Origin of the sequence: Kocuria sp. CPCC 205235, from assembly GCF_040980905.1 — a bacterium.
In the GTDB taxonomy this organism is placed as follows: Bacteria; Actinomycetota; Actinomycetes; order Actinomycetales; family Micrococcaceae; genus Kocuria; species Kocuria carniphila.
The window spans coordinates 1-17,726 of sequence record NZ_JAVKPR010000004.1 but is presented as its reverse complement, the minus strand read 5'-3'; the positions used below and the strand labels follow the sequence as shown (position 1 = coordinate 17,726).

26 protein-coding genes and 1 pseudogene are annotated in these 17,726 nt (G+C 61.2%); 15 read left to right on the top strand and 12 right to left on the bottom strand.

Annotated elements, in window-relative coordinates; all coding sequences use genetic code 11:
- The first annotated feature begins 62 nt into the window (after positions 1 to 62).
- The 3 genes from RF638_RS04165 (at position 63) to RF638_RS04155 (ending at position 4,237) form a co-directional block, all read left to right on the top strand.
- Complete coding sequence (locus RF638_RS04165; protein WP_095797525.1) at positions 63 to 680, top strand: endonuclease; 618 nt, start codon at positions 63 to 65, stop codon at positions 678 to 680.
- 13 nt (positions 681 to 693) lie between these two features.
- A complete protein-coding gene (locus RF638_RS04160) occupies positions 694 to 2,364 on the top strand; it encodes an FAD-binding dehydrogenase (RefSeq protein ID WP_129700065.1) in 1,671 nt (556 codons plus the stop codon).
- A gap of 592 nt (positions 2,365 to 2,956) precedes the next feature.
- On the top strand, positions 2,957 to 4,237 hold the full coding sequence (locus RF638_RS04155) for a glycerophosphodiester phosphodiesterase family protein (protein WP_254049327.1): 1,281 nt from the start codon (positions 2,957 to 2,959) through the stop codon (positions 4,235 to 4,237).
- A 152-nt stretch (positions 4,238 to 4,389) separates the two neighbouring features.
- Here RF638_RS04155 and RF638_RS04150 read toward each other — a convergent pair whose 3' ends face one another.
- The 3 genes from RF638_RS04150 to RF638_RS04140 all read right to left on the bottom strand — a co-directional run bounded on the left by RF638_RS04150 (position 4,390) and on the right by RF638_RS04140 (position 5,260).
- Complete coding sequence (locus RF638_RS04150; RefSeq protein WP_158222920.1) at positions 4,390 to 4,536, bottom strand: hypothetical protein; 147 nt, start codon at positions 4,534 to 4,536, stop codon at positions 4,390 to 4,392.
- Positions 4,537 to 4,694: 158 nt separating this feature from the next.
- Positions 4,695 to 5,066 (bottom strand): type II toxin-antitoxin system VapC family toxin, encoded by a 372-nt coding sequence (locus RF638_RS04145; RefSeq protein WP_368630084.1) that lies wholly within the window; start codon positions 5,064 to 5,066, stop codon positions 4,695 to 4,697.
- Positions 5,063 to 5,260: a type II toxin-antitoxin system VapB family antitoxin gene (locus tag RF638_RS04140; RefSeq protein WP_095797587.1), complete on the bottom strand. Its 198-nt coding sequence runs from the start codon at positions 5,258 to 5,260 to the stop codon at positions 5,063 to 5,065. The genes RF638_RS04145 and RF638_RS04140 overlap by 4 nt, the downstream gene beginning before the upstream one ends.
- Before the next feature lie 178 nt (positions 5,261 to 5,438).
- Here RF638_RS04140 and RF638_RS04135 point away from each other — a divergent pair, with 178 nt between their 5' ends.
- From RF638_RS04135 to RF638_RS04120, 4 genes are all read left to right on the top strand, one after another.
- Positions 5,439 to 6,053 carry an NAD(P)-dependent oxidoreductase gene (locus RF638_RS04135; protein WP_259917621.1) on the top strand — a complete coding sequence of 205 codons (615 nt, stop codon included), beginning with the start codon at positions 5,439 to 5,441 and terminating at the stop codon, positions 6,051 to 6,053.
- Between the two features lie 84 nt (positions 6,054 to 6,137).
- Complete coding sequence (locus RF638_RS04130) at positions 6,138 to 6,572, top strand: alcohol dehydrogenase catalytic domain-containing protein (RefSeq protein ID WP_368841485.1); 435 nt, start codon at positions 6,138 to 6,140, stop codon at positions 6,570 to 6,572.
- 7 nt (positions 6,573 to 6,579) lie between these two features.
- Positions 6,580 to 7,086, top strand: coding sequence for a zinc-binding dehydrogenase (locus tag RF638_RS04125; protein ID WP_368841484.1), 507 nt, complete (start codon positions 6,580 to 6,582; stop codon positions 7,084 to 7,086).
- Between the two features lie 137 nt (positions 7,087 to 7,223).
- On the top strand, positions 7,224 to 7,562 hold the full coding sequence (locus RF638_RS04120) for a DUF2568 domain-containing protein (protein WP_368841483.1): 339 nt from the start codon (positions 7,224 to 7,226) through the stop codon (positions 7,560 to 7,562).
- 54 nt (positions 7,563 to 7,616) lie between these two features.
- Here RF638_RS04120 and RF638_RS04115 read toward each other — a convergent pair whose 3' ends face one another.
- The gene (locus RF638_RS04115; protein WP_129700081.1) at positions 7,617 to 8,036 is read right to left on the bottom strand and encodes a hypothetical protein; all 420 of its coding nucleotides are present in this window, start codon (positions 8,034 to 8,036) and stop codon (positions 7,617 to 7,619) included.
- Positions 8,037 to 8,160: 124 nt separating this feature from the next.
- Here RF638_RS04115 and RF638_RS04110 point away from each other — a divergent pair, with 124 nt between their 5' ends.
- The 5 genes from RF638_RS04110 (at position 8,161) to RF638_RS04090 (ending at position 10,754) form a co-directional block, all read left to right on the top strand.
- A complete protein-coding gene (locus RF638_RS04110) occupies positions 8,161 to 8,706 on the top strand; it encodes a hypothetical protein (RefSeq protein WP_129700083.1) in 546 nt (181 codons plus the stop codon).
- Positions 8,707 to 8,752: 46 nt separating this feature from the next.
- On the top strand, positions 8,753 to 9,181 hold the full coding sequence (gene arr, locus RF638_RS04105; protein ID WP_129700085.1) for an NAD(+)--rifampin ADP-ribosyltransferase: 429 nt from the start codon (positions 8,753 to 8,755) through the stop codon (positions 9,179 to 9,181).
- Positions 9,182 to 9,240: 59 nt separating this feature from the next.
- Positions 9,241 to 9,426 (top strand): hypothetical protein, encoded by a 186-nt coding sequence (locus RF638_RS04100; RefSeq protein WP_129700087.1) that lies wholly within the window; start codon positions 9,241 to 9,243, stop codon positions 9,424 to 9,426.
- Positions 9,427 to 9,650: 224 nt separating this feature from the next.
- Positions 9,651 to 9,860 (top strand): dodecin, encoded by a 210-nt coding sequence (locus RF638_RS04095; RefSeq protein WP_368841482.1) that lies wholly within the window; start codon positions 9,651 to 9,653, stop codon positions 9,858 to 9,860.
- A gap of 66 nt (positions 9,861 to 9,926) precedes the next feature.
- Entirely contained in the window at positions 9,927 to 10,754 is an 828-nt protein-coding gene (locus tag RF638_RS04090) for an RCC1 domain-containing protein (protein ID WP_368841481.1), read from the top strand.
- Positions 10,755 to 10,757: 3 nt separating this feature from the next.
- Here the strand turns inward: RF638_RS04090 and RF638_RS04085 are convergent, their stop codons facing one another.
- Positions 10,758 to 11,612, bottom strand: coding sequence for an Fpg/Nei family DNA glycosylase (locus RF638_RS04085; RefSeq protein WP_129700093.1), 855 nt, complete (start codon positions 11,610 to 11,612; stop codon positions 10,758 to 10,760).
- Positions 11,613 to 11,627: 15 nt separating this feature from the next.
- Positions 11,628 to 12,827, bottom strand: a complete 1,200-nt coding sequence (locus RF638_RS04080; protein ID WP_368630089.1) for a winged helix-turn-helix domain-containing protein — start codon at positions 12,825 to 12,827, stop codon at positions 11,628 to 11,630.
- Between the two features lie 194 nt (positions 12,828 to 13,021).
- Between RF638_RS04080 and RF638_RS04075 the strand changes: the two genes are divergently transcribed.
- Positions 13,022 to 13,261, top strand: coding sequence for a PspC domain-containing protein (locus tag RF638_RS04075; RefSeq protein WP_129700097.1), 240 nt, complete (start codon positions 13,022 to 13,024; stop codon positions 13,259 to 13,261).
- Positions 13,262 to 13,331: 70 nt separating this feature from the next.
- Here RF638_RS04075 and RF638_RS04070 read toward each other — a convergent pair whose 3' ends face one another.
- From RF638_RS04070 to RF638_RS04050, 5 genes are all read right to left on the bottom strand, one after another.
- A complete protein-coding gene (locus RF638_RS04070) occupies positions 13,332 to 13,688 on the bottom strand; it encodes a type II toxin-antitoxin system PemK/MazF family toxin (RefSeq protein WP_129700099.1) in 357 nt (118 codons plus the stop codon).
- Positions 13,669 to 13,902: a hypothetical protein gene (locus RF638_RS04065; RefSeq protein ID WP_202976183.1), complete on the bottom strand. Its 234-nt coding sequence runs from the start codon at positions 13,900 to 13,902 to the stop codon at positions 13,669 to 13,671. The genes RF638_RS04070 and RF638_RS04065 overlap by 20 nt, the downstream gene beginning before the upstream one ends.
- A 67-nt stretch (positions 13,903 to 13,969) precedes the next feature.
- The gene (gvpO, locus tag RF638_RS04060; protein WP_129700102.1) at positions 13,970 to 14,455 is read right to left on the bottom strand and encodes a gas vesicle protein GvpO; all 486 of its coding nucleotides are present in this window, start codon (positions 14,453 to 14,455) and stop codon (positions 13,970 to 13,972) included.
- Between the two features lie 178 nt (positions 14,456 to 14,633).
- Positions 14,634 to 15,083: a shikimate kinase gene (locus tag RF638_RS04055; protein ID WP_368841480.1), complete on the bottom strand. Its 450-nt coding sequence runs from the start codon at positions 15,081 to 15,083 to the stop codon at positions 14,634 to 14,636.
- 114 nt (positions 15,084 to 15,197) lie between these two features.
- Positions 15,198 to 15,809, bottom strand: a complete 612-nt coding sequence (locus RF638_RS04050) for a DUF1349 domain-containing protein (protein ID WP_368841479.1) — start codon at positions 15,807 to 15,809, stop codon at positions 15,198 to 15,200.
- 186 nt (positions 15,810 to 15,995) lie between these two features.
- On the opposite strand from RF638_RS04050, the pseudogene RF638_RS04045 reads away from it, so the two are divergent.
- A pseudogene (locus RF638_RS04045) lies at positions 15,996 to 16,421 on the top strand (sugar O-acetyltransferase); the annotation flags it as partial.
- A gap of 24 nt (positions 16,422 to 16,445) precedes the next feature.
- On the opposite strand, the gene RF638_RS04040 reads toward RF638_RS04045, so the two are convergent.
- Complete coding sequence (locus RF638_RS04040; RefSeq protein ID WP_368841478.1) at positions 16,446 to 17,192, bottom strand: DUF429 domain-containing protein; 747 nt, start codon at positions 17,190 to 17,192, stop codon at positions 16,446 to 16,448.
- 135 nt (positions 17,193 to 17,327) lie between these two features.
- On the opposite strand from RF638_RS04040, the gene RF638_RS04035 reads away from it, so the two are divergent.
- On the top strand, positions 17,328 to 17,726 hold a 399-nt coding region (locus RF638_RS04035; RefSeq protein WP_368841477.1), incomplete at its 3' end, for a leucine zipper domain-containing protein.

The following is a 17,726-nucleotide window of genomic DNA, read 5'->3' as shown; positions in this document are numbered from 1 at the left end:
TGACCCTACGCGCCTACCTGTGGATATTCTTGTGCCCCAGCCACGGAAGTAGGTTTGACCTCATGAGCCACCGGGACATCGTCAACAAGCTCCTGGACGAGCACGGACAGACCTACGCCCAGGAAGCGGGCATCCATCTCAAGGACACCCCCGCTCCCCTGTTTCAGCTCCTAGTCCTGGCCAACCTGTTGTCCACCAGGATCAGCGCCACTATTGCCGTCGCGACGGCTCACGAGCTCATCAACAGTGGCTTCACCACGCCCGAGAAAATGCGCGACGCCACCTGGCAACAACGCGTCGACGCTCTCGGCCGGGGTGGTTACCGCCGCTACGACGAACGCACTTCCACCATGCTCGGCGACGGCGCCGCCCTCCTTCTCGACACCTACGGCGGGGACCTGAGGCAATTGCGAGAGCAATCCGAGAATCCCAAGGACGTGCTGAAACGGTTGCAGGAGTTCCCGGGCATCGGCCCGACGGGCGCAGCAATTTTCGCTCGCGAGGTTCAAGGAGTGTGGCCGATCATGGCTCCGTTCTTCGATAAGAAGGCCCTGGATGGCGCGCGCAAGCTCGAGCTGCCGGACAACCCGGATTCTTTGAGTCGCTTGGTGTCATCCGAGGACTTACCGCGGTTGGCCTCCGCCCTGGTGCGTGTGGCCTTGGACCGATCCAAGAAGTAGAACGGAGAATCGCATGAACGCCGATGTCATTGTGGTGGGAGCCGGTCTCGCCGGTCTGGTAGCCACCGCGGAACTGACCAGTGCGGGACTGCGTGTCTTGCTGGTCGATCAAGAGTCAGAAGCCAACCTGGGTGGCCAAGCACATTGGTCGTTGGGTGGGCTCTTCATGGTGAATACCCCCGAGCAGCGCCGCATGGGCATCAAGGATTCCCCCGAGCTGGCCATGCAGGATTGGCTCGGTAGCGCGGGTTTCGATCGCAACGTGGATGACCCCGCCGGGGAAGATTACTGGGGCTTCCGCTGGGCCCAGGCGTACCTGGACTTCGCTGCTGGTGAGAAACGCTCGTGGCTGCACAGTCGTGGTCTGCGCTGGGTTCCGATCGTGGGTTGGGCCGAGCGGGGCGGGTATCTCGCGGACGGCCACGGCAACTCGGTGCCACGTTTTCATTTGACATGGGGAACGGGACCGGGCGTCGTCGCACCTTTCGAACGGGCCGTGCGAGATGCGCACGACGCCGGTCTGGTCACCTTCGCGTTCCGGCATCGAGTGGACGAGCTCGTGAAGTCTGGCGGCGCCGTCGACGGCGTGAGCGGCGTCGTACTGGCTCCCGACACCGCTCCGCGCGGGGCCGCAACCAACCGTTCGGAACTCGAGGCATTCGAGTTCACGGCCCCTGCTGTGCTCGTCACCGCGGGTGGGATCGGCGGTAATAAGGATTTGGTGCGCGCGAACTGGCCCGAGCGGTTAGGGCAAGTGCCACGCAAGATGATCACGGGCGTGCCCGAGTACGTGGACGGCCGCATGCTGGGCTTCGCGGAGGCCGCCGGCGGTCGGATCGTGAATCGCGACCGGATGTGGCATTACACGGAAGGTGTGACCAACTGGGATCCGATTTGGCCTGATCACGGGATTCGAATCATTCCCGGGCCGTCTTCTCTGTGGTTCGACGCGCGCGGTCAGCGGCTGCCTGTGCCGAACTTCCCGGGTTTCGACACGCTGGGGACGCTCAAGGCGATCGGCCACAGCGGGTACGACTACACGTGGTTCGTGCTGACGCAGCGGATCATCGAGAAGGAGTTCGCGCTGTCCGGATCGGAGCAGAATCCGGACGTGACCGACCGCGATTTGAAACTCACCCTGAGCCGCGTGCTGCCCGGCGCGGCTGGTCCGGTCGAGGCGTTCAAGAAGCATGGCGAGGATTTTGTGGTGGCGTCATCCCTGAGCGAGCTGGTGGCAGGCATGAACGCACTGACTGACGAACCGCTCATCGAGCTCGCGGACTTGGAGCGACAGATCGTGGCGCGAGACCGCGAGATGGACAACCCGTTCACTAAGGATCTGCAGGTTTCAGCGATCCATAACTCTCGACGGTCGCGCGGCGAGAGGCTGGCGCGAACGGCATCACCGCACAAAATTCTCGATCCGAAGGCAGGACCACTCATCGCGGTGCGGTTGAACATCATCACGCGCAAGACTTTGGGCGGCCTGCAGACGGACCTGTCCGGGCGCGTTCAGGGCCTGGACCATTCGCCCGTTCCTGGACTGTGGGCCGCGGGCGAGATCGCGGGTTTCGGTGGCGGCGGGATGCACGGCTACCGCTCGTTGGAGGGCACGTTCCTGGGCGGCTGCATGTTCTCCGGCCGTGAGGCGGGACGGGGTATTGCGGAGGAGCTGCGGGGGTAGTTCCAACGGATTGGCAGGATGTGCATCAGAGGTGACCAGCCCGATAGTGAGTGCGACCTGGACACCACGTATTTGGGTAGCGAATTGATCGGGCCCGCAACAGGGTTCTCGGCGGGATCTGCCATTGGCCAGAACTTGGAGAACATTTCATAGGTCCGCCGCCCAAGGATGATGCCGTCGACCGATTCGAGCCAATGCAGTTGCTCAGAATCCTGCTCGCTCACCGGACCTGATGATTCCGGCGCATTGACAGTGTCGGCCGCTTCGAAGAAATCGATTCCACCGTCAGACTCGGCCGCGAATCCGTCTGCGGAGATTATTTGTTCGATCGTGATGGCACCCATTGGGTTGCCCTCTCTGTTTCGATGCACCCCTGCGCAACTGCCCCGACCTCAATGCGAGTTCATTCAGGCTTTCGCGCGTCCCCTGGGGTCTCAACTCAGTTTACTTCTTCATGTGCCGGTCACCCCGTGGCTTCTTGGCCGTCAGTTTCTTCAAGCACCGTTGATCCTGCTGACACGCTCGGGACCTGGGGGAATACACCGTCAAGTTGGTCTCGAGTTGCCCGAAGTTCTTGAACGAAAGGTTCACAGTGAACACTAGAAGCAACCGCACTTTCGGCCGCATCTCCAAGGCCACGGCGGCCGCGGCGCTGTCCGTCGCCGTCCTGGCACCAATCACCGCACCGGCTTACGCACAGCCCGATACCCGCCCGACAGCGGAGGCTGCGGCGAAGAACGAGACGCGGGCGGCGTCGTCGGCGAACGAACCTTTGCTGATCGGCCACCGCGGCGCGGCAGGTACTGCCCCCGAGAACACGGTGTCGGCTTTCAAGGACGCGCGGTCCTCGCACGCGGACTACTTTGAGATCGATGTGCAGCTTTCCGCGGACGGCGTACCGTTCCTCTTCCACGACGACACCCCCGCGCGCACCACCAACGTGGAAGACGTGTTCCCGGGCCGCGAAAACGACCCGATCACCTCGTTCACCTGGGCCGAGCTGCAGCAGCTTGATGCGGGTTCGTACTTCTCGGACAAGTTCGTGGGCGAGAAGATTCCCCACTTCAACGATGCCGCCAAGATCGCCAACAACAAGATCGGCGTGTTCATCGAGATCAAGTCGCCGGTCAACTCCCCCGGCATTGAAAAGGTCGTCGCGGACTCGCTGCAGAACAATCGCGACTGGAATCGCCTGCTGAAGAACGATCAAATAGAGGTCTTGGGCTTCGACCCCGCGTCCAACCAGCGCTTCGCGGAGCTCGCGCCGGACGTTCCCCTCCAGCAGCTGATCGGCACCGTGCCCGACTCCGCAACCCTGGCGCAGATCGCCACGTACGCCGATCACTTCGGCACGAGCTACCGGAACCTGGACGCCGCCGGCGTGGCGCGGGTCAAGGCCGCGGGCATGGGCATCGGCGTGTACACCGTGAACTCCACCGAGGCCTATGACCAGATGGTGGCGCTGGGCGTCGACCGCGTGACCGGGGACTTCCCCATTCAATTCTCCCGCCACGAACGCGGTCAGAAGCCGTTCCCGCAGAACACGGGCGTACAGATCGCTGACTCGATCAACGATGTGCCCGGCAACGACCTGCAGCCGGAAACCGGCGAGCACGTGATTTTGCAGAACACCACGAACCGCACGATCGACGTCTCCGGATACATCATTCGCGACGCTGCCAATACCCAACTCACCGTGGGCAACGGCTACGTCCTGGCGCCGGGTGCGCAGCTGCGCGTCTACACCGGTCCGGGCACCAACCGCGCGGACGCCTACTACAACAACGGCACCGCCAACGTGCTCAACAACGGCGGCGACTCCATCGCCCTGTGGACCGGCAACGGAAACCTGCAGGACACCTTCGCGAACTAACTTCGCACCACAGCCGACGACGGCGGGCGGTCACCTTAGAGTTGAAGGTGACCGCCCGCCGTGGTCTTGGGATCTTCACGTACCGCCGTTGGCGTGCTCAGCAATCCGGAATGACAGCTCCGGCCCTGTAAGGCCTCAGGTTGTGAGGCCTATCAGCCGCCGAGTCCAAGATCCAGCGAAACGACGCCAATGCCAATCACCAGTCCGGTGGCCAAGAAGAACCCGATCATGATCAGAACGAGGCCCCAAGGAGTCCCCTTCTGCGGGTTGGTGGGCTGGGTCTTCGGTGAGTCTTCCATGGTCTTCCCTTCGTTCAGCAGAGCTTCAAGTCTTGCAGGTTCGGAGTGGTGAGGGTGAAAGTGACATGTTCGCACCAGTTATTTGTAGGTGGGATGAAGTCGCAGCGTGCTGTGATGATCGTGCAGAGAAGCAGCCACGCGGTAGCGGTTGCGTCCCCTCAGGCTTGTTCCAAATAGCCAACGCCCAAGTCTTCACACGCTTTGCGGAGCCGTTTATCTCTCGTCCACAGCCTAGCTCCACCAACTAATGACACGGATCCGAGGAGATGTACATCAATCGCGCTTAATCCTCGCTCCCATAGTTGCCCACTGCGGACCAAAGTCTTGGTCTCCAAATGACTCATCATTGGAAACTGTTCAAGGTTTTCAATCATCCCAAGTACGGAATCTCGATTCCTGATCGATCCCAGTGACAACTCCTGAACAACGAATGGGTGGTAGCCGACTAGGTCTTGTTCGAGAAGGGCCAGCATCACTGGCTCTGACCCATGAAGATGATCGATCCAAATCGAGGTATCGACCAGAATCATGCGGCTTGCCCGCGTTGACGCGGAGCAGCCGTAGCCTCCGGATCGCTTCCCCCCAGTGCAATAAGTCGTTTTGCGCTTTCAACTCGGATAAGCGTCTTCAATCCATCACGCAAGAGCACCGACCGTTCAGTGATCCCGGTCAGCTCACTGGCCTGAGCCAGCAGTTCATCATCGATGTTCACCGTGGTGCGCATGACATCCTCCAAGATCACCGAAACCTACATCATTTGATGCTGTATATGATGCCACCGAGATGGCCCAGAGACAACGGTCGTGGGCATCAAGTTTTCGTTGAATCGTCCGGAAAACCTGCAGGTCAGCTTGATAGAGATTGGGGAGACGCATGAAACCCACTGGCGGAAAGAGGACACCATGAAAATCACGATCATCGGCGGCTCGAAGGGCACCGGGGCCCACGTGGGAGCAGCAGCACTCCAAGCCGGGGACGAGGTCACCGTCTTGTCCCGCAGTGGAGATGTGCCCGGGGTCGTGCGGAGCGTCGTCGGCAGCGCGACCAACTCTGCAGCCGTGGGTAAGGCAATTGCTGGCGCGGACGCCGTCGTCGTTACCGTCGGTGGGGCGAAGGGCGTCGAGAACCAGCGTGCCACGGTGACGAGGACCGTGATCGCTGCGATGAAGGAAGCTGGCGTGCGGCGGTTGATCGTGCAGTCGTCGCTGGGTGCGGGTGACTCTGCGTCGCAGCTCCCGGCCCCGCTGAACCTGATCACGCCGATCGTGCTGGCCAAACCGCTGGCGGACCACAATGAGCAGGAGGCTGCGGTCGAGAAGTCCGGTTTGGACTGGACGATCGTGCGTCCTTCCGGGCTGTCGGACAAGCCCGCAACGGGTGAGGTCAAGGCTCTGGAGGCTGACCAGGACGGCAAGCTGGGAGGCTCGATTTCGCGAGCGGATCTTGCTGCCTACATGCTTGCCGCTGTGACCGATCAGTCCACGTTCAGGAAGGCCATCGGAGTCAGCAGCCGGTAGTGAGAAGGGTCTCACAGCCCTTTATTGACGCGGAACTTTCATAGAATGGAAGTGTTCACACCCGATGACGAGTAGGAGCACACCATGAGGGCATGGCATTTCGTTGGTACCCACAAACCGTTCGAGCGCGTGGAGATTCCCGAGCCCACCGCAGGACCGGGCAAGGTAGTCATTGACGTGAAGGCCGCCGGGTTGTGCCACTCTGACGTGGGCATCATGGAGGACGAGAAGTGGCTCGCCAACATGAAGGAACTTCCGGTCGTCCCGGGTCATGAGACCGCCGGCGTGATCAGCGAGGTCGGCGAGGGCCTGACCGATTGGAAGGTCGGCGACAAGGTTGCCGTAACCCCCATGGCCGAGTTCATGGGCTACATGGTCAACGGCGCGTGGGAGGACCGCGCGGAAGTTTCGGTCGAGGCACTCATTCCGATGCCCGAAGGAGTCAGCTTTGCTGAAGCAGCCGCCGCTACCGACGCCGGCATGACCTCCGTGGGCGCTTTTGACCACCGGCGGTGTTGAGGCCGGAATGAAGGTTGGCATCATCGGTTTCGGTGGCCTCGGCCAGATCGGCGCCCGAGTTGCTCACTTGCGCGGCGCCAAGGTGTACGTCGCGGAGATCAACGAAAAGGTCTGGGATCGCGCCCGTGAAGGCGGAGCCGTCAAGGTGGCCAAGTCCATCGCGGAGTTCGCCGACGACGAGCTCGACGTGATCATCGACTACGCCGGCTTCGGCGTGACTACCAAGGAAGCACTGGACGTCGTGAAGTGGTCCGGCGGCGGACGCGTGGTGCAGGTGGGCATGGGCAAGTTGGAAGCCACCATCGATATCTACCCGCTCATCCTCGGCCGCAAGGAACTGGTCGGCTCGCAGGGTGGCAGCAAGGAAGACATCCTGGAGACCATGAAGTACATGGCCTCCGGAGATCTCACCCCGGTCATTTCGGAGATCGACTTCGAAGAGATCGCGGACGGCATTCAGCAGCTGATCGACGGCACAGCGCAGGGCCGCTTGGTGGCGAAGGTCGCTGACTGACTCTGATCAACTCTGATCAACACAGTGTTAAGTGACGAAAGTGCACTCAGGAGGCATCCTGGGTGCACTTTCATCACATAAGCCTTCCGACATCACCCGTAGTCAGGCACTGTTGTCATGTGAGCGATGAATTCCACATGACCCCGTGGCACCTCGTTGCATTTCTGGGCGAACTGGTGCTGTGGAGTTGCGCCGCGTGGGCGGGCTGGACTCTCGTCATTGGACCCGCGCGGTTGCTCGCCGCGGCCGCGCTTTTGGTCGGCATCGTCATTATCTGGTCCATCTGGGCCGCTCCCCGCGCCAAGTGGCGACTGTCCCTGCGGCCCCGCCTCGGCCTGATCACCGTGCTTGGACTGGGCGTGAGCGCATTGTTCTTGTCAGTCACCCACTGGCCCGGCATCATCATCGCACTCACTTCCACGGCCGTTATCGTGGCGGCCCAGTTCATGGACGATCGCACCGAGGGAGCGCCCTGACGCAGCGTCGTTGAACTACGACGCCGCTCGCGGCCTCACTGGAGTCCGCGCTCTTTAGTTCTTGCGCGCCACGAAGACGAGTTCTCGGCCCGGCCGGTCCGGCGCGTCGCGGACGTCCTCCACGGTGAATCCAGCATGTTTCAGTGATGCGGTGAGTTCGTCTCGACTGCGGAACCGCAGGGTGCTCGTGGAGTCGATGCGAGCGCCGTCGTTGTGGAAGATGGTGGGCGAATCAAAGGTGACCAAGGCGCCGTCGAGGTGGGTGATCTCAACCCAGGTTTCGACCTCGCCGTTGTGGGATGTACGGATGACCTCACGCGTGCTGTCGGGGGTCCAGTTCTCCCAGGCGCGGCGTTCGGGATCGCGCGATTCGAAGATGAGGCGGCCGCCCGGGCGGAGGGCGGAATGGGCAGCGGTAAGGGTGCCCAACCAGTCCTCGTCGGTGAGGAAAACCTGGGCGACGTTGGCGGTCATGAACGCCAGATCGACTTGTAGTGGCAGCACGTCGGGTTTTGGCCTGTCCGGCGAATGCCCCGGCCTGGACATGAGGTCTACTGTGGTCCTACAGGCTCCAACGCCGCGGGAAGCAGGTAACCCAATGCTCACCGACTTCGCCCGTGATCACGCGTTCACGATTGCCTGGTTCGGGCTGATGGCGTTCGTTTGGTTCGGCTGGGGGCAGGAAGATCCGCCGGCTCGCTGGCGGGGCTGGCTCGGAGCGGGATCAGTCCTGGGTCTGGTTTTCGCCGGAGGTTTCGGAGTGGCGGTTGCCAAGCTTTGGAGCGACGGTACGGCTCTCGACGGCGCTTACTGGAGCTTCGGCCTGGTGGTCCTCTTGGAGGTTCTTGCCGCGGGAGTTGGATGTCTAGTCCTGTGGAGGAGACGACAGGCACGATGGATGGCCTGGTGGGTCGCGCTCATCGTGGCCCTTCACTTGATCCCACTCGCTTTGTATTTCGACGACTGGGCTCTTGCTGTTCTGGGCGTCGTTCAACTTGCCGGACTGCTGTTGCTCGTCCCGCGATTCCGCAAGAATTCCGAGCCGACCAGTCGTTTGGTCGGCCCACTCATGGGCACGTCGTTCCTCGTTTTCTCGGCCGTGTCGGCCAGCCTGTTCGTAGCTCAAAGAGGTTTGCCGTGGTGACATGTCCACGTCACGCACGGAATTCTCCCGGCTGAGAGGGAAACTCATGACCACTGCACCAACTCCGTTTGACGTCTTTCAGGAAGGCACTTACCTCCACGGCACTAAGGCCCAGCTCGTCCCGGGAGAGCTGTTGACGCCCGGATACGCCTCGAACTTCGAGGATGGTCGCGCATTGCGCCACATCTACATCACCGAAACTCTGGATGCCGCGGCCTGGGGAGCTGAACTCGCGACAGGTGACGGCCCGGGACGGATCTATGTCGTAGAGCCGACCGGACCTATCGAAAATGATCCGAATGTCACCGATAAACGGTTCCCCAGCAACCCCACCCGTTCCTACCGAACCTTAGAGGCCGTTCGCATTCTGTCGGAACTGAAGGATTGGAACGGGCACACTCCGGAGCAGATCCAGGCCATGCGGGACGGTCTGGCGGACCTCCGGTCTCGAGGTGAGAACATGATCATTGATTGACCGCGCCTTAGCTGCGCCGCCCCAACTCCATCTGACTTTGATCAGTTAGGACGAACCACATGACCACCTTCAGCATTAACAAAGACCTAGGCCAGCCGGGCACGTTTGAAAAGACCGTTCAAGCGCGCAATTACCGAGACGAAGGTGAATACTTCGTGTTCTACGCAGATGCATCCCGCACCAAGAAGGTCCTGACCGTGCGAGCCTCCATCGTTCAGACGATCGAGACGAATGATGAAAATTAGACGCACGACAAGCTCGTCGATCACAACGAGTGACGCTCGCGGGCCTCAGACCCCAAGTCTGTGACGAGCCATAAGTCCCTCCCAGGGGAAATTAGCCGCAGTTTCCTCCCATGAGACTTTGTCCTTCCTCCTGCGCCCGCCCAAGCCAGTCCGGTAGTGTGGCGTACATCACACGCAGGATCGCTTGCGGGTCCGCGACAGCGGGGCGCACTTCAGGAGGAACCTTGTCCAACAACGTGTACAACATCACCGAAATCGTCGGCACCTCCCCTGAGGGCAGCGACGCCGCCATCAGCAACGCGCTGGCAGAGGCGTCCAAGTCACTGCGGAATCTGGATTGGTTCGAGGTTCAGTCGGTCCGCGGTCAAATCAAGGACGGCAAGGTTGCGGATTGGCAGGTCACCATCAAGGTGGGCTTCCGTCACGAGGGCTGAGTTCACCTCTTCCTTATTGACCGACGACGCCGCTCCGTTTCCGTCATCTTGTCCGGTCCAGTTTCTGTGAGCGTCCTCGCCGCTGGCCGACGTCATTCAGTGGCAGTCCGGTCCGATGGAACCGTCTTGGCCACCGGGCACAACGGGGCCCGGGAATGCGAGGTGCTGGGGTGGAGCGGCGTCGTCGGCGTGGCAGCAGGAAACGTTCACACTGCAACGAATACGGGCCGTTCCCACACCGTGGGGCTGCGCTCCGATGGAACCGTGATAGCCACGGGCTGGAATGGCGACGGCCAGTGCGAGGTGCAGGAATGGCGTGACATGACGACCGTTGCCGCTGGTTGGCGCCGGACACTCGGGATTCGTCGGAACGGCACGGTCATTGCGACGGGGCGCAATGTTGAGGCCCAATGCGACGTCGGCGAATGGACGGAGGTCGTCGCGATCGCGTGCGGCGATTGGCACTCAGTGGGGCTTCGCTCCGACGGGACCGCAGTGACCGCGGGAAGCAATCAACGAGGCCAATCCGAGACTCACGCGTGGAACGGGTTGATTGCTGTCTCTGCGGGATACCTGCACACAGTTGGTCTGCGCCACAACGGCACCGTAGTGGCAGCTGGAGCAAGCGGTGCCGGCGAGTGCTCGGTGTCCTCCTGGCGGAACGTGGCCGCCATTGCCGCGGGCAGTCGGCACACCGTATCCCTCACTCACGATGGCAATGTGCTGGCCACTGGTGATAACAGCTACGGGCAATGCGATGTCCGCGATTGGCGCAACGTCGTGGCTGTTGCTGCAGGTTCGGCTCACACCTTGGCGTTATGCGCGGACGGCTCATTCTTGGCAGTGGGACACCACGCGAACGGCCAGTGCGACGTCAGCGGTTGGCGCCGCTGAATACTATTTGAGGAGTCGGTCCATTCTGCGATCGCTGAGCTTTTTGCCGCCGGTTTGGCATATGGGGCAGTACTGCATCGAGCGGTCCACGTAGGACACCTCCGCCACCGTCCCACCACACTCCGGGCAGGCCTGCCCCGCGCGATCGTGGACTCCGAACAACGACTTTTTCGTTGCCTTGATACGATCCAGCGGCACATTGGTCAGAGCGTCACGGACCTCGGTCAGCACCTCTTGGACTGCCGTGTGAAGCGCTGTTACTTGTTCCCCCGTCAGCTTGTTGGCTGCAGCAAACGGGGAGAGTTTGGCGCGGTGCAGGATTTCGTCCGACCAGGCATTGCCGATCCCGGCCATCACAGTTTGATCTGTCAGAACAGTCTTCAGCCGTGAGGAGGTCGCGCCTAACTTCTCCGCAAATTCTTCCACGGTGACCACATCCACTTCAGGGCCCAATCGCTGGATCCGCTTCAGGGAATCCGGTGCATCAGTGATCCAAAGAGCCATGCCTTTACGTTTTCCCTGCTCCGTGAGGTCGAGGCGAGCGCCGTCGTGGAAGTCCAACCGCACGGCCAGCGGACCAGATCTGGCCGGCGGCCTATCGCTGAGGTGCGCCTCCCCGAGTTTCAGCCAACCTGCCAGGGCTAGGTGCGTGACCGCGAATCGCCCTTCTGCTTCGAGCAACAAGAACTTGCCTCTGCGCGACACCCCTGTCAGCTCCCGCTCGACCAAAGACATATGGGGCGGCTCCGCAGTTTTCAGGACGCTGAAGGCGACCACCTGGAAATCTCGAAGGCGGTGACCCACCAGGCGGTCCCGGAGTTGATCGACGACTGCATCCAGCTCAGGCAATTCAGGCATGGCTCCATTCTTTCCCTATTGGGCGTCCGGCTGGGGATGAACGACCTCGTCAAGACCGAGCCAGTGCGCCAGAGTCTGTAAGTGATGCCGCAGCGCGGGAACGGCCTCAGTTGGGGCATCGGACTCCCACGTGCACCGCTTCACCAGGAGTTGACCGGCAAGCCGGTCCGCCTTCAGGTCCACCCGGGCTACCAGGGTGTCTCCGAACAAGAACGGCAGTACGTAATACCCGTGGATGCGCCGATGTGAGGGTGTGTAGATCTCCAAGCGGTAGCGCATACCGAACAAGGCTTCGGTGCGTTCCCGCTGCCAGATCAGTGAGTCGAAGGGGCTGAGCAGAGCTTCCACGTGGGCCTTCCGCGGTATTCGCGCTGAGGTGTCCAGGTACACGCGATCAGACCAGCCGGGAACCGTCACGATCTCCAGCTCTCCATCTGCCACCAGAGATGCTAGGGCGCGGCTGGTTTCTGCAGCTCCAAGTCGGAAGTAGTCTCGGAGGCACCGCGCGGTCCCAATACCGTGGGCCCGTGCGGCGATGCGCACCAACTCGCGATGAGCGATGTCTGGATCCACTGGTTCCCGGGGCAAATGGAGAAACTCTGGCAGAACGTAGGCGCGTTCGAACTGGACATTACGTCCTGAACTCGTGATCTTCCCGGACCAGAAAAGGTACTCGAGGGCGGTCTTAACGGCAGACCAGTTCCAACCCCAGCCCCCCTCACGGCGGGGAATGTCCACATTCAGAGCGGCCTTGCATTCTCTGGCGGTTATGGGGCCTCGCTCACTGACTTCCGTCAGAACTGCTTGCACAAGGTCCGGGTGCTCCTGCTGGATACCGCGCATGCCTCCCCAGGCTTCGTGGTTGGCGCGATCCATCCGAAACCCCATCAAGGACCAGGTCGTTGGCGGGATCAAACTGGCCTCGTGCGCCCAGTATTCGACCAGCCGCCGCGGGTGGCGATCTCGGAGTTGATCCAGTTTGGCTCTGTCATAGCTGCCGAGGCGTGAGAAGAAGGGTAGGTAGTGGCTGCGGCTCAGCACGTTGACCGAGTCGATCTGGATCACGCCCACTCTGTTGATCACTCGCTGCAGATGACGAGTACTCACCTTGCCAGCCACCGGAGGAGGGTCCAGAAACCCCTGTGCCGCCAGCGCAATGCGCCGCGCGGTCGGCAGACTGATCCGGCGCGGGGGCAGGGTTTCGAGGATAGTCATTACATGCTCGAAGGGGTTCTGGCCAGATCGGGATGGTTCATGGGCTCCACGGTACGGCTACCCTCAGACATCCACTCAGCAAGAGGGCACTCCTGACGGAAGCTGCCCGGGGCGCGACTAATTGACGTGTATCCAGGGAGTTCCGGGGGTCACCCCCACTGTCTCAACCGTCAAGAGTGCGTAGTGTTGACGGCATGAACTCATTCTTCGAATCCATGCGCAATCTCGGCTTCCGACGCGGACCGCAACGACTCGTCGCGGGCATCGGCGGAGGTATCGCCCGCCAATTTGGCGTCAACGTGTGGGTGGTCCGCCTGCTGATTCTGCTGTCCTTCTTGTTGCCGGTCATCGGGATCGCGGCATACCTGCTGGCTTGGGCTGTTCTGCCCTGGCAGGACGGCAGCATCCCGTTGGAGAAGTCACTGCGAAAGTAGGAAGTACGGCAGTCAATCAGCCAATCAGGGGATGTATCCACTGATTGGCTGATTTTTGCGTTAGATTCCCTCAGGGAAGCGCAAGAAAGTCGCGCAACCACTGATCGACTTCTCGCATTGTTTGCGCGTCGACGGTACCGATGTGGCCAACCACGCGATCTCGAGTGACTGTCCGAGGCTGCTCGGTCATAGCGAACGTCGCTCGTGACAGGCCAAGTTGTGGGCCCCGCAAAGGGATATGGTTTGGCCATCCCCGATCAGTTGTTGTGGCTGGCACGATGACCATCAGCGTGTTTGCCTGCTCAAGGTACAGATCACTTGCCACTACAAGGGCCGGGCGCCGCCCGGACTGTTCACGCCCACGAACCGGATCGAGTTCGATCCACACGATGTCTCCTCGCCGGAGTTCACTCAACGGATTGGCCATCGTCGAGCGTCACGTCCCAGACGCGATATTCATCCCAGTACGTGGCATCCGCAGCTCTAAATGCCCGGCCAAAGGCTTCCATGCGCTGTCGTCGCTCATGCGCATCAATTAGTTTCTCGATGAGACCCGCCGCAGTCAGGCCCCGCTCCTTAGCATCACGGTTAATTCGATCCCGCAGTTCAGGGCTCACCTTGATTGTTGTGTTCATAGACATAGAGGAATTTTACTCCCGATGTATACAAAGTGGTATACCTCGAGTCAGTAGAGCATGCCGAAGACGACTAAGGCCGCTTGCCTTTGTTCCTCAACGGGCGGATCGATCCTCGTAGGCGCAGATTCACCACGTTGATACGTCGGAAAGAAATCGCGATGTCCGTGTCCAACTCGGCGCGGAGCCCTAGATCCACGGGCAGCGCCCGCTGAGTGCTTCCTGTAGAGCGCGATGGAGTCTCCCGGCCAGCCAATTCGTACGAGATAATATTGCCTTCGCCGGTGAGCCGGATGAAGTACTGCTCTGCCATAACCGCCGGGTCGCCAGTTGATGCTCTGGTCTCTGCAACGATGAGCCAACCGCCGTCGTTGGTGCGCTGAAGCTCAACAATCTTGCCCGCCTCGTGACCGGTGGTTTGCCCCACCTCTTGGACCGCCCGCGAGATCGCCTCAGGAATATTCGATCGGCTCGACCTTCTCGGGCCCGCTGCGTGCTGGGAAGATTTTCGGCGGACTTTCTTCAGGCCGGGACGCCATTTGCGTCGGTGTTTGGCCATTTCTGCAGGTCTCCTTGTGCGCTACGCGGGGGTGCACCGCACGTCGTGCGTCGTACTCGATGGCAGGCTGATTGCCCGCTCGTTCACTCTCGAATGTCTACGACTATCAGACCACGATGGTGGAGGCTCCACCAGGAGGGTGTGCGTCTCAAGCAGCCTGGGTGAACACGGTTCTCCGTCATTCAGTCCCATCGATGAGCTGTTCAACTTCATCAGCCAGGTCCTGTGGTGTCCGGGTACCGTCGAGTTCAATCGTTGCTCCTCTACGCAAGAGCGGTTCAACCGTTTCCACATAGTGCCGAATTTCAGCTTGTTGCGACACTGATTGGCCATAGGGGTTGCTCCTGCGGGTCCGTACCCGCTCCAAAAGAATGTCCAGCGGTGCGCTCAAAAGAATTACATGGTCAAAACGATTGTAGAAATTGACCTGGTTCTCCACAGTTCCAGACACCACCACATTGTGCGGTTCTGCCAAAAGACGCGACACCCGCTCTTCGTCCCACGATCCGTCTGGAAGTGTCCAACCGTCGTAGTCGGTATCGACCGTGTCGTGCCCCCGACGCCGCAGCTCCTCCAGAAGAGTCGACTTGCCGGCCCCTGACATGCCGGTCACCAGAATCCGCGTCATTCACCCACAGTAAGTCGAACCCACCAGTCTCTCCGCCTGGCCATGGACCGCACTTCGTTCACGACGACACCGACGTCGCGCTGCCGCCTCTCCACGGAGCCCTGACTTTCTCGTTCAGTGCAGCGAACGGTCCGCCTCGCCGACGCTCCAGCGGCAGAACGGAACCTCGAGTCCGCTGCGAGTCGGCGCGCACACGAATGGCCCTGCAGTGACGCCTTCCCGTGCATCAAAGGGCGCGACGCGAACAAGCTGCCAGGGTCCGTCCGAACAGCGAGCGCGGACGGTGAGAGCGTCGTCGGCCCAACTGATCCGCATGGTCACCGGTCGGCCAGACCAGCCCGGAACGGGCGTAGCCGACCAATCGGAACGACCATCCGTGACCACGGCACCGATGTGAGGAGTGCCATCGGTGAATTCGATTCCCGCTTTGACCCAATGTTCCGCGGAGACCCGAACGAAAATACCTGCCTGGTCGAATTGCTCCTCGAACGGAGTGCCGAACTCGACCTCCATGGAAGTCCCGGGAGTAAAGCTCACCAGCAGAGCATGATCGGTGTCATGAACAAAGCCGTACGAAGTGTGCCGCCAAGCGTCGGAGCCTTCCGCTGCCATTACATAAAGCGTCCCGTCCTCGGACACTCTGGTCGACACCGGCCGATTCGACCAACGTCCAGCATCCCAAGGAATATCCCTCGAAGCGGATTGCGTGGGTATGACGTCACTCATGCAATTGACCGTACCCCGTCCATTGGTACGGTCGATCATCTGAAGTAATACGTAGCTTCCTCGGGGGCGGTGCCCGGAGGAAGCCACAAGAAGTTCCGCCGAATTTGAGGGATGGACCTAATGACCGAACGGGCAACAAAAATCATGTGTGACATCCACCGCGCTGAGTTGGATGGTCGGGAGATTCGTCCGCACCTCACGGAGCTATTGGCGCACCTTGGGGAGGGTGTGGAAGTTCGCCCACCGATCCGCGTTGATGACGGGTTAAACCTCTCTATCGGGGCCCGCACATTCGTGAACTTCAATCTCACCGCCCTCGACATGGTACCCATTAGCATCGGTGCCGACTGCCAGATCGGTCCGAACGTCCAACTTCTGACGCCGGTTCATCCCATTGCCGCAGAACCTCGACGTGCTAAAGAAGAGACGGCAGAACCCATCACCATCCATGACAACGTGTGGCTCGGCGGCGGAGTAATCGTCTGCCCCGGAGTCACGATCGGGGAGAACTCCGTGATTGGCGCGGGTGCTGTGGTTACATGTGACATACCGGCCAACAGCGTGGCCGTCGGCAATCCGGCACGAGTCATTCGGGAAGTTCCGGAGTACTGACGTCCCATCCCATTGTTCGAGCAGTTAGTTAGCAAGCGGGGCCGTTGGCATCTCCCCTGGCAACCAAATCCACCCCTCTCGCTTGGTTTTCTCTGCAAGGCCTATCGGAGGCGGTTCACAGCGGCCCCTCTCTACTTCCCTAGCTACTAGAGCTGCGATGACCGCGTCCAACGCATTGTCGTCAGCCGCGCAGAGATCTCGGTGCCCATTCCAGTCCAGCCACGGAAGCTTTTCGGATACCGAGTCCACCAGTTCCGATCGCTGTGCCGAATTCTTCGCCCCTTTGTAACCGCGGTAGGGCAAACCCCAGCACTTCAACGCCGCAGCCGGATAAACCTCGCACACCACGCCCGCGCCATCCCGACATACATTCGTCCCCAAGTCCCGAAGTCTCACCTCAATCCCCGCCCACCGCAACGCGGGATAGGCAATCCGATCCGTTGAAACGCTCAGCGGGGTCAGCCCCGTTCGCTGATGCACAGCTTTATCCGTAGCTCGCAGCGCCAGGTCCCGCCGCCATTCCGAGCCTGTACTAGCCGGGGCCTCAAGTGTCCCCCTCGCTTGCGCCTCAATGACGCTTACGAAATCCTCGGGCCAACCGAACGGAACATCGACACCTGCACGCTCAGCCGTCCTGATGGCATCAATCAGGTCCTCGTCGGTCGCGCCTATTCGAACCAAGTCGACGACGACGCTCCCGGCACCTTCCCGAAGCACCGCAAGACCCGTGCGTTTCACGTCAGCGGCCAGGTCGATTCCAATAAAGGTCATGGTGCCAACGTAGCCGCCACTAGGTGTTGCGGGGCATGAGGTTCTTGTCAGGGGTGTGTTGGTGAGGTGAGGAACGGGCTCCTTGCCCAGGATGGAAGTTGCTACAGCGACCGTCCAAGACGAAAGAGCCCGTTCATGACCCACCGTAATGCACCCTTGACCCCTACCGGCCGGCTGCGCATGGTATTGCGCCACATCGAGGACGGGATCCCCAAGGCCCACGTGGCCGCCGAGTTCCGCGTCAGCCGGCCCACGGTGGCCACCTGGGTGGCCCGCTACCTCGCGGCCGGCGAGGCAGGTCTGGTTGACCGCCCCTCGATTCCGCGGCGCAGCCAGCAGCGCACCCCGGCGCCGGTCGTGGAACTGATCGAGTCCCTGCGCCGGGAGCGGAAGTGGTCGGCCCGGCGTATCCACCACCACCACCTGCTCGGCCTCGGCCACCAATTGCACCTGCGCACCGTGGGCCGGTGGCTGCACCGACTCGGTATCTCCCGGCTGCGTGATCTGACCCCGGCCGGCGAGAACGCCCGCAGG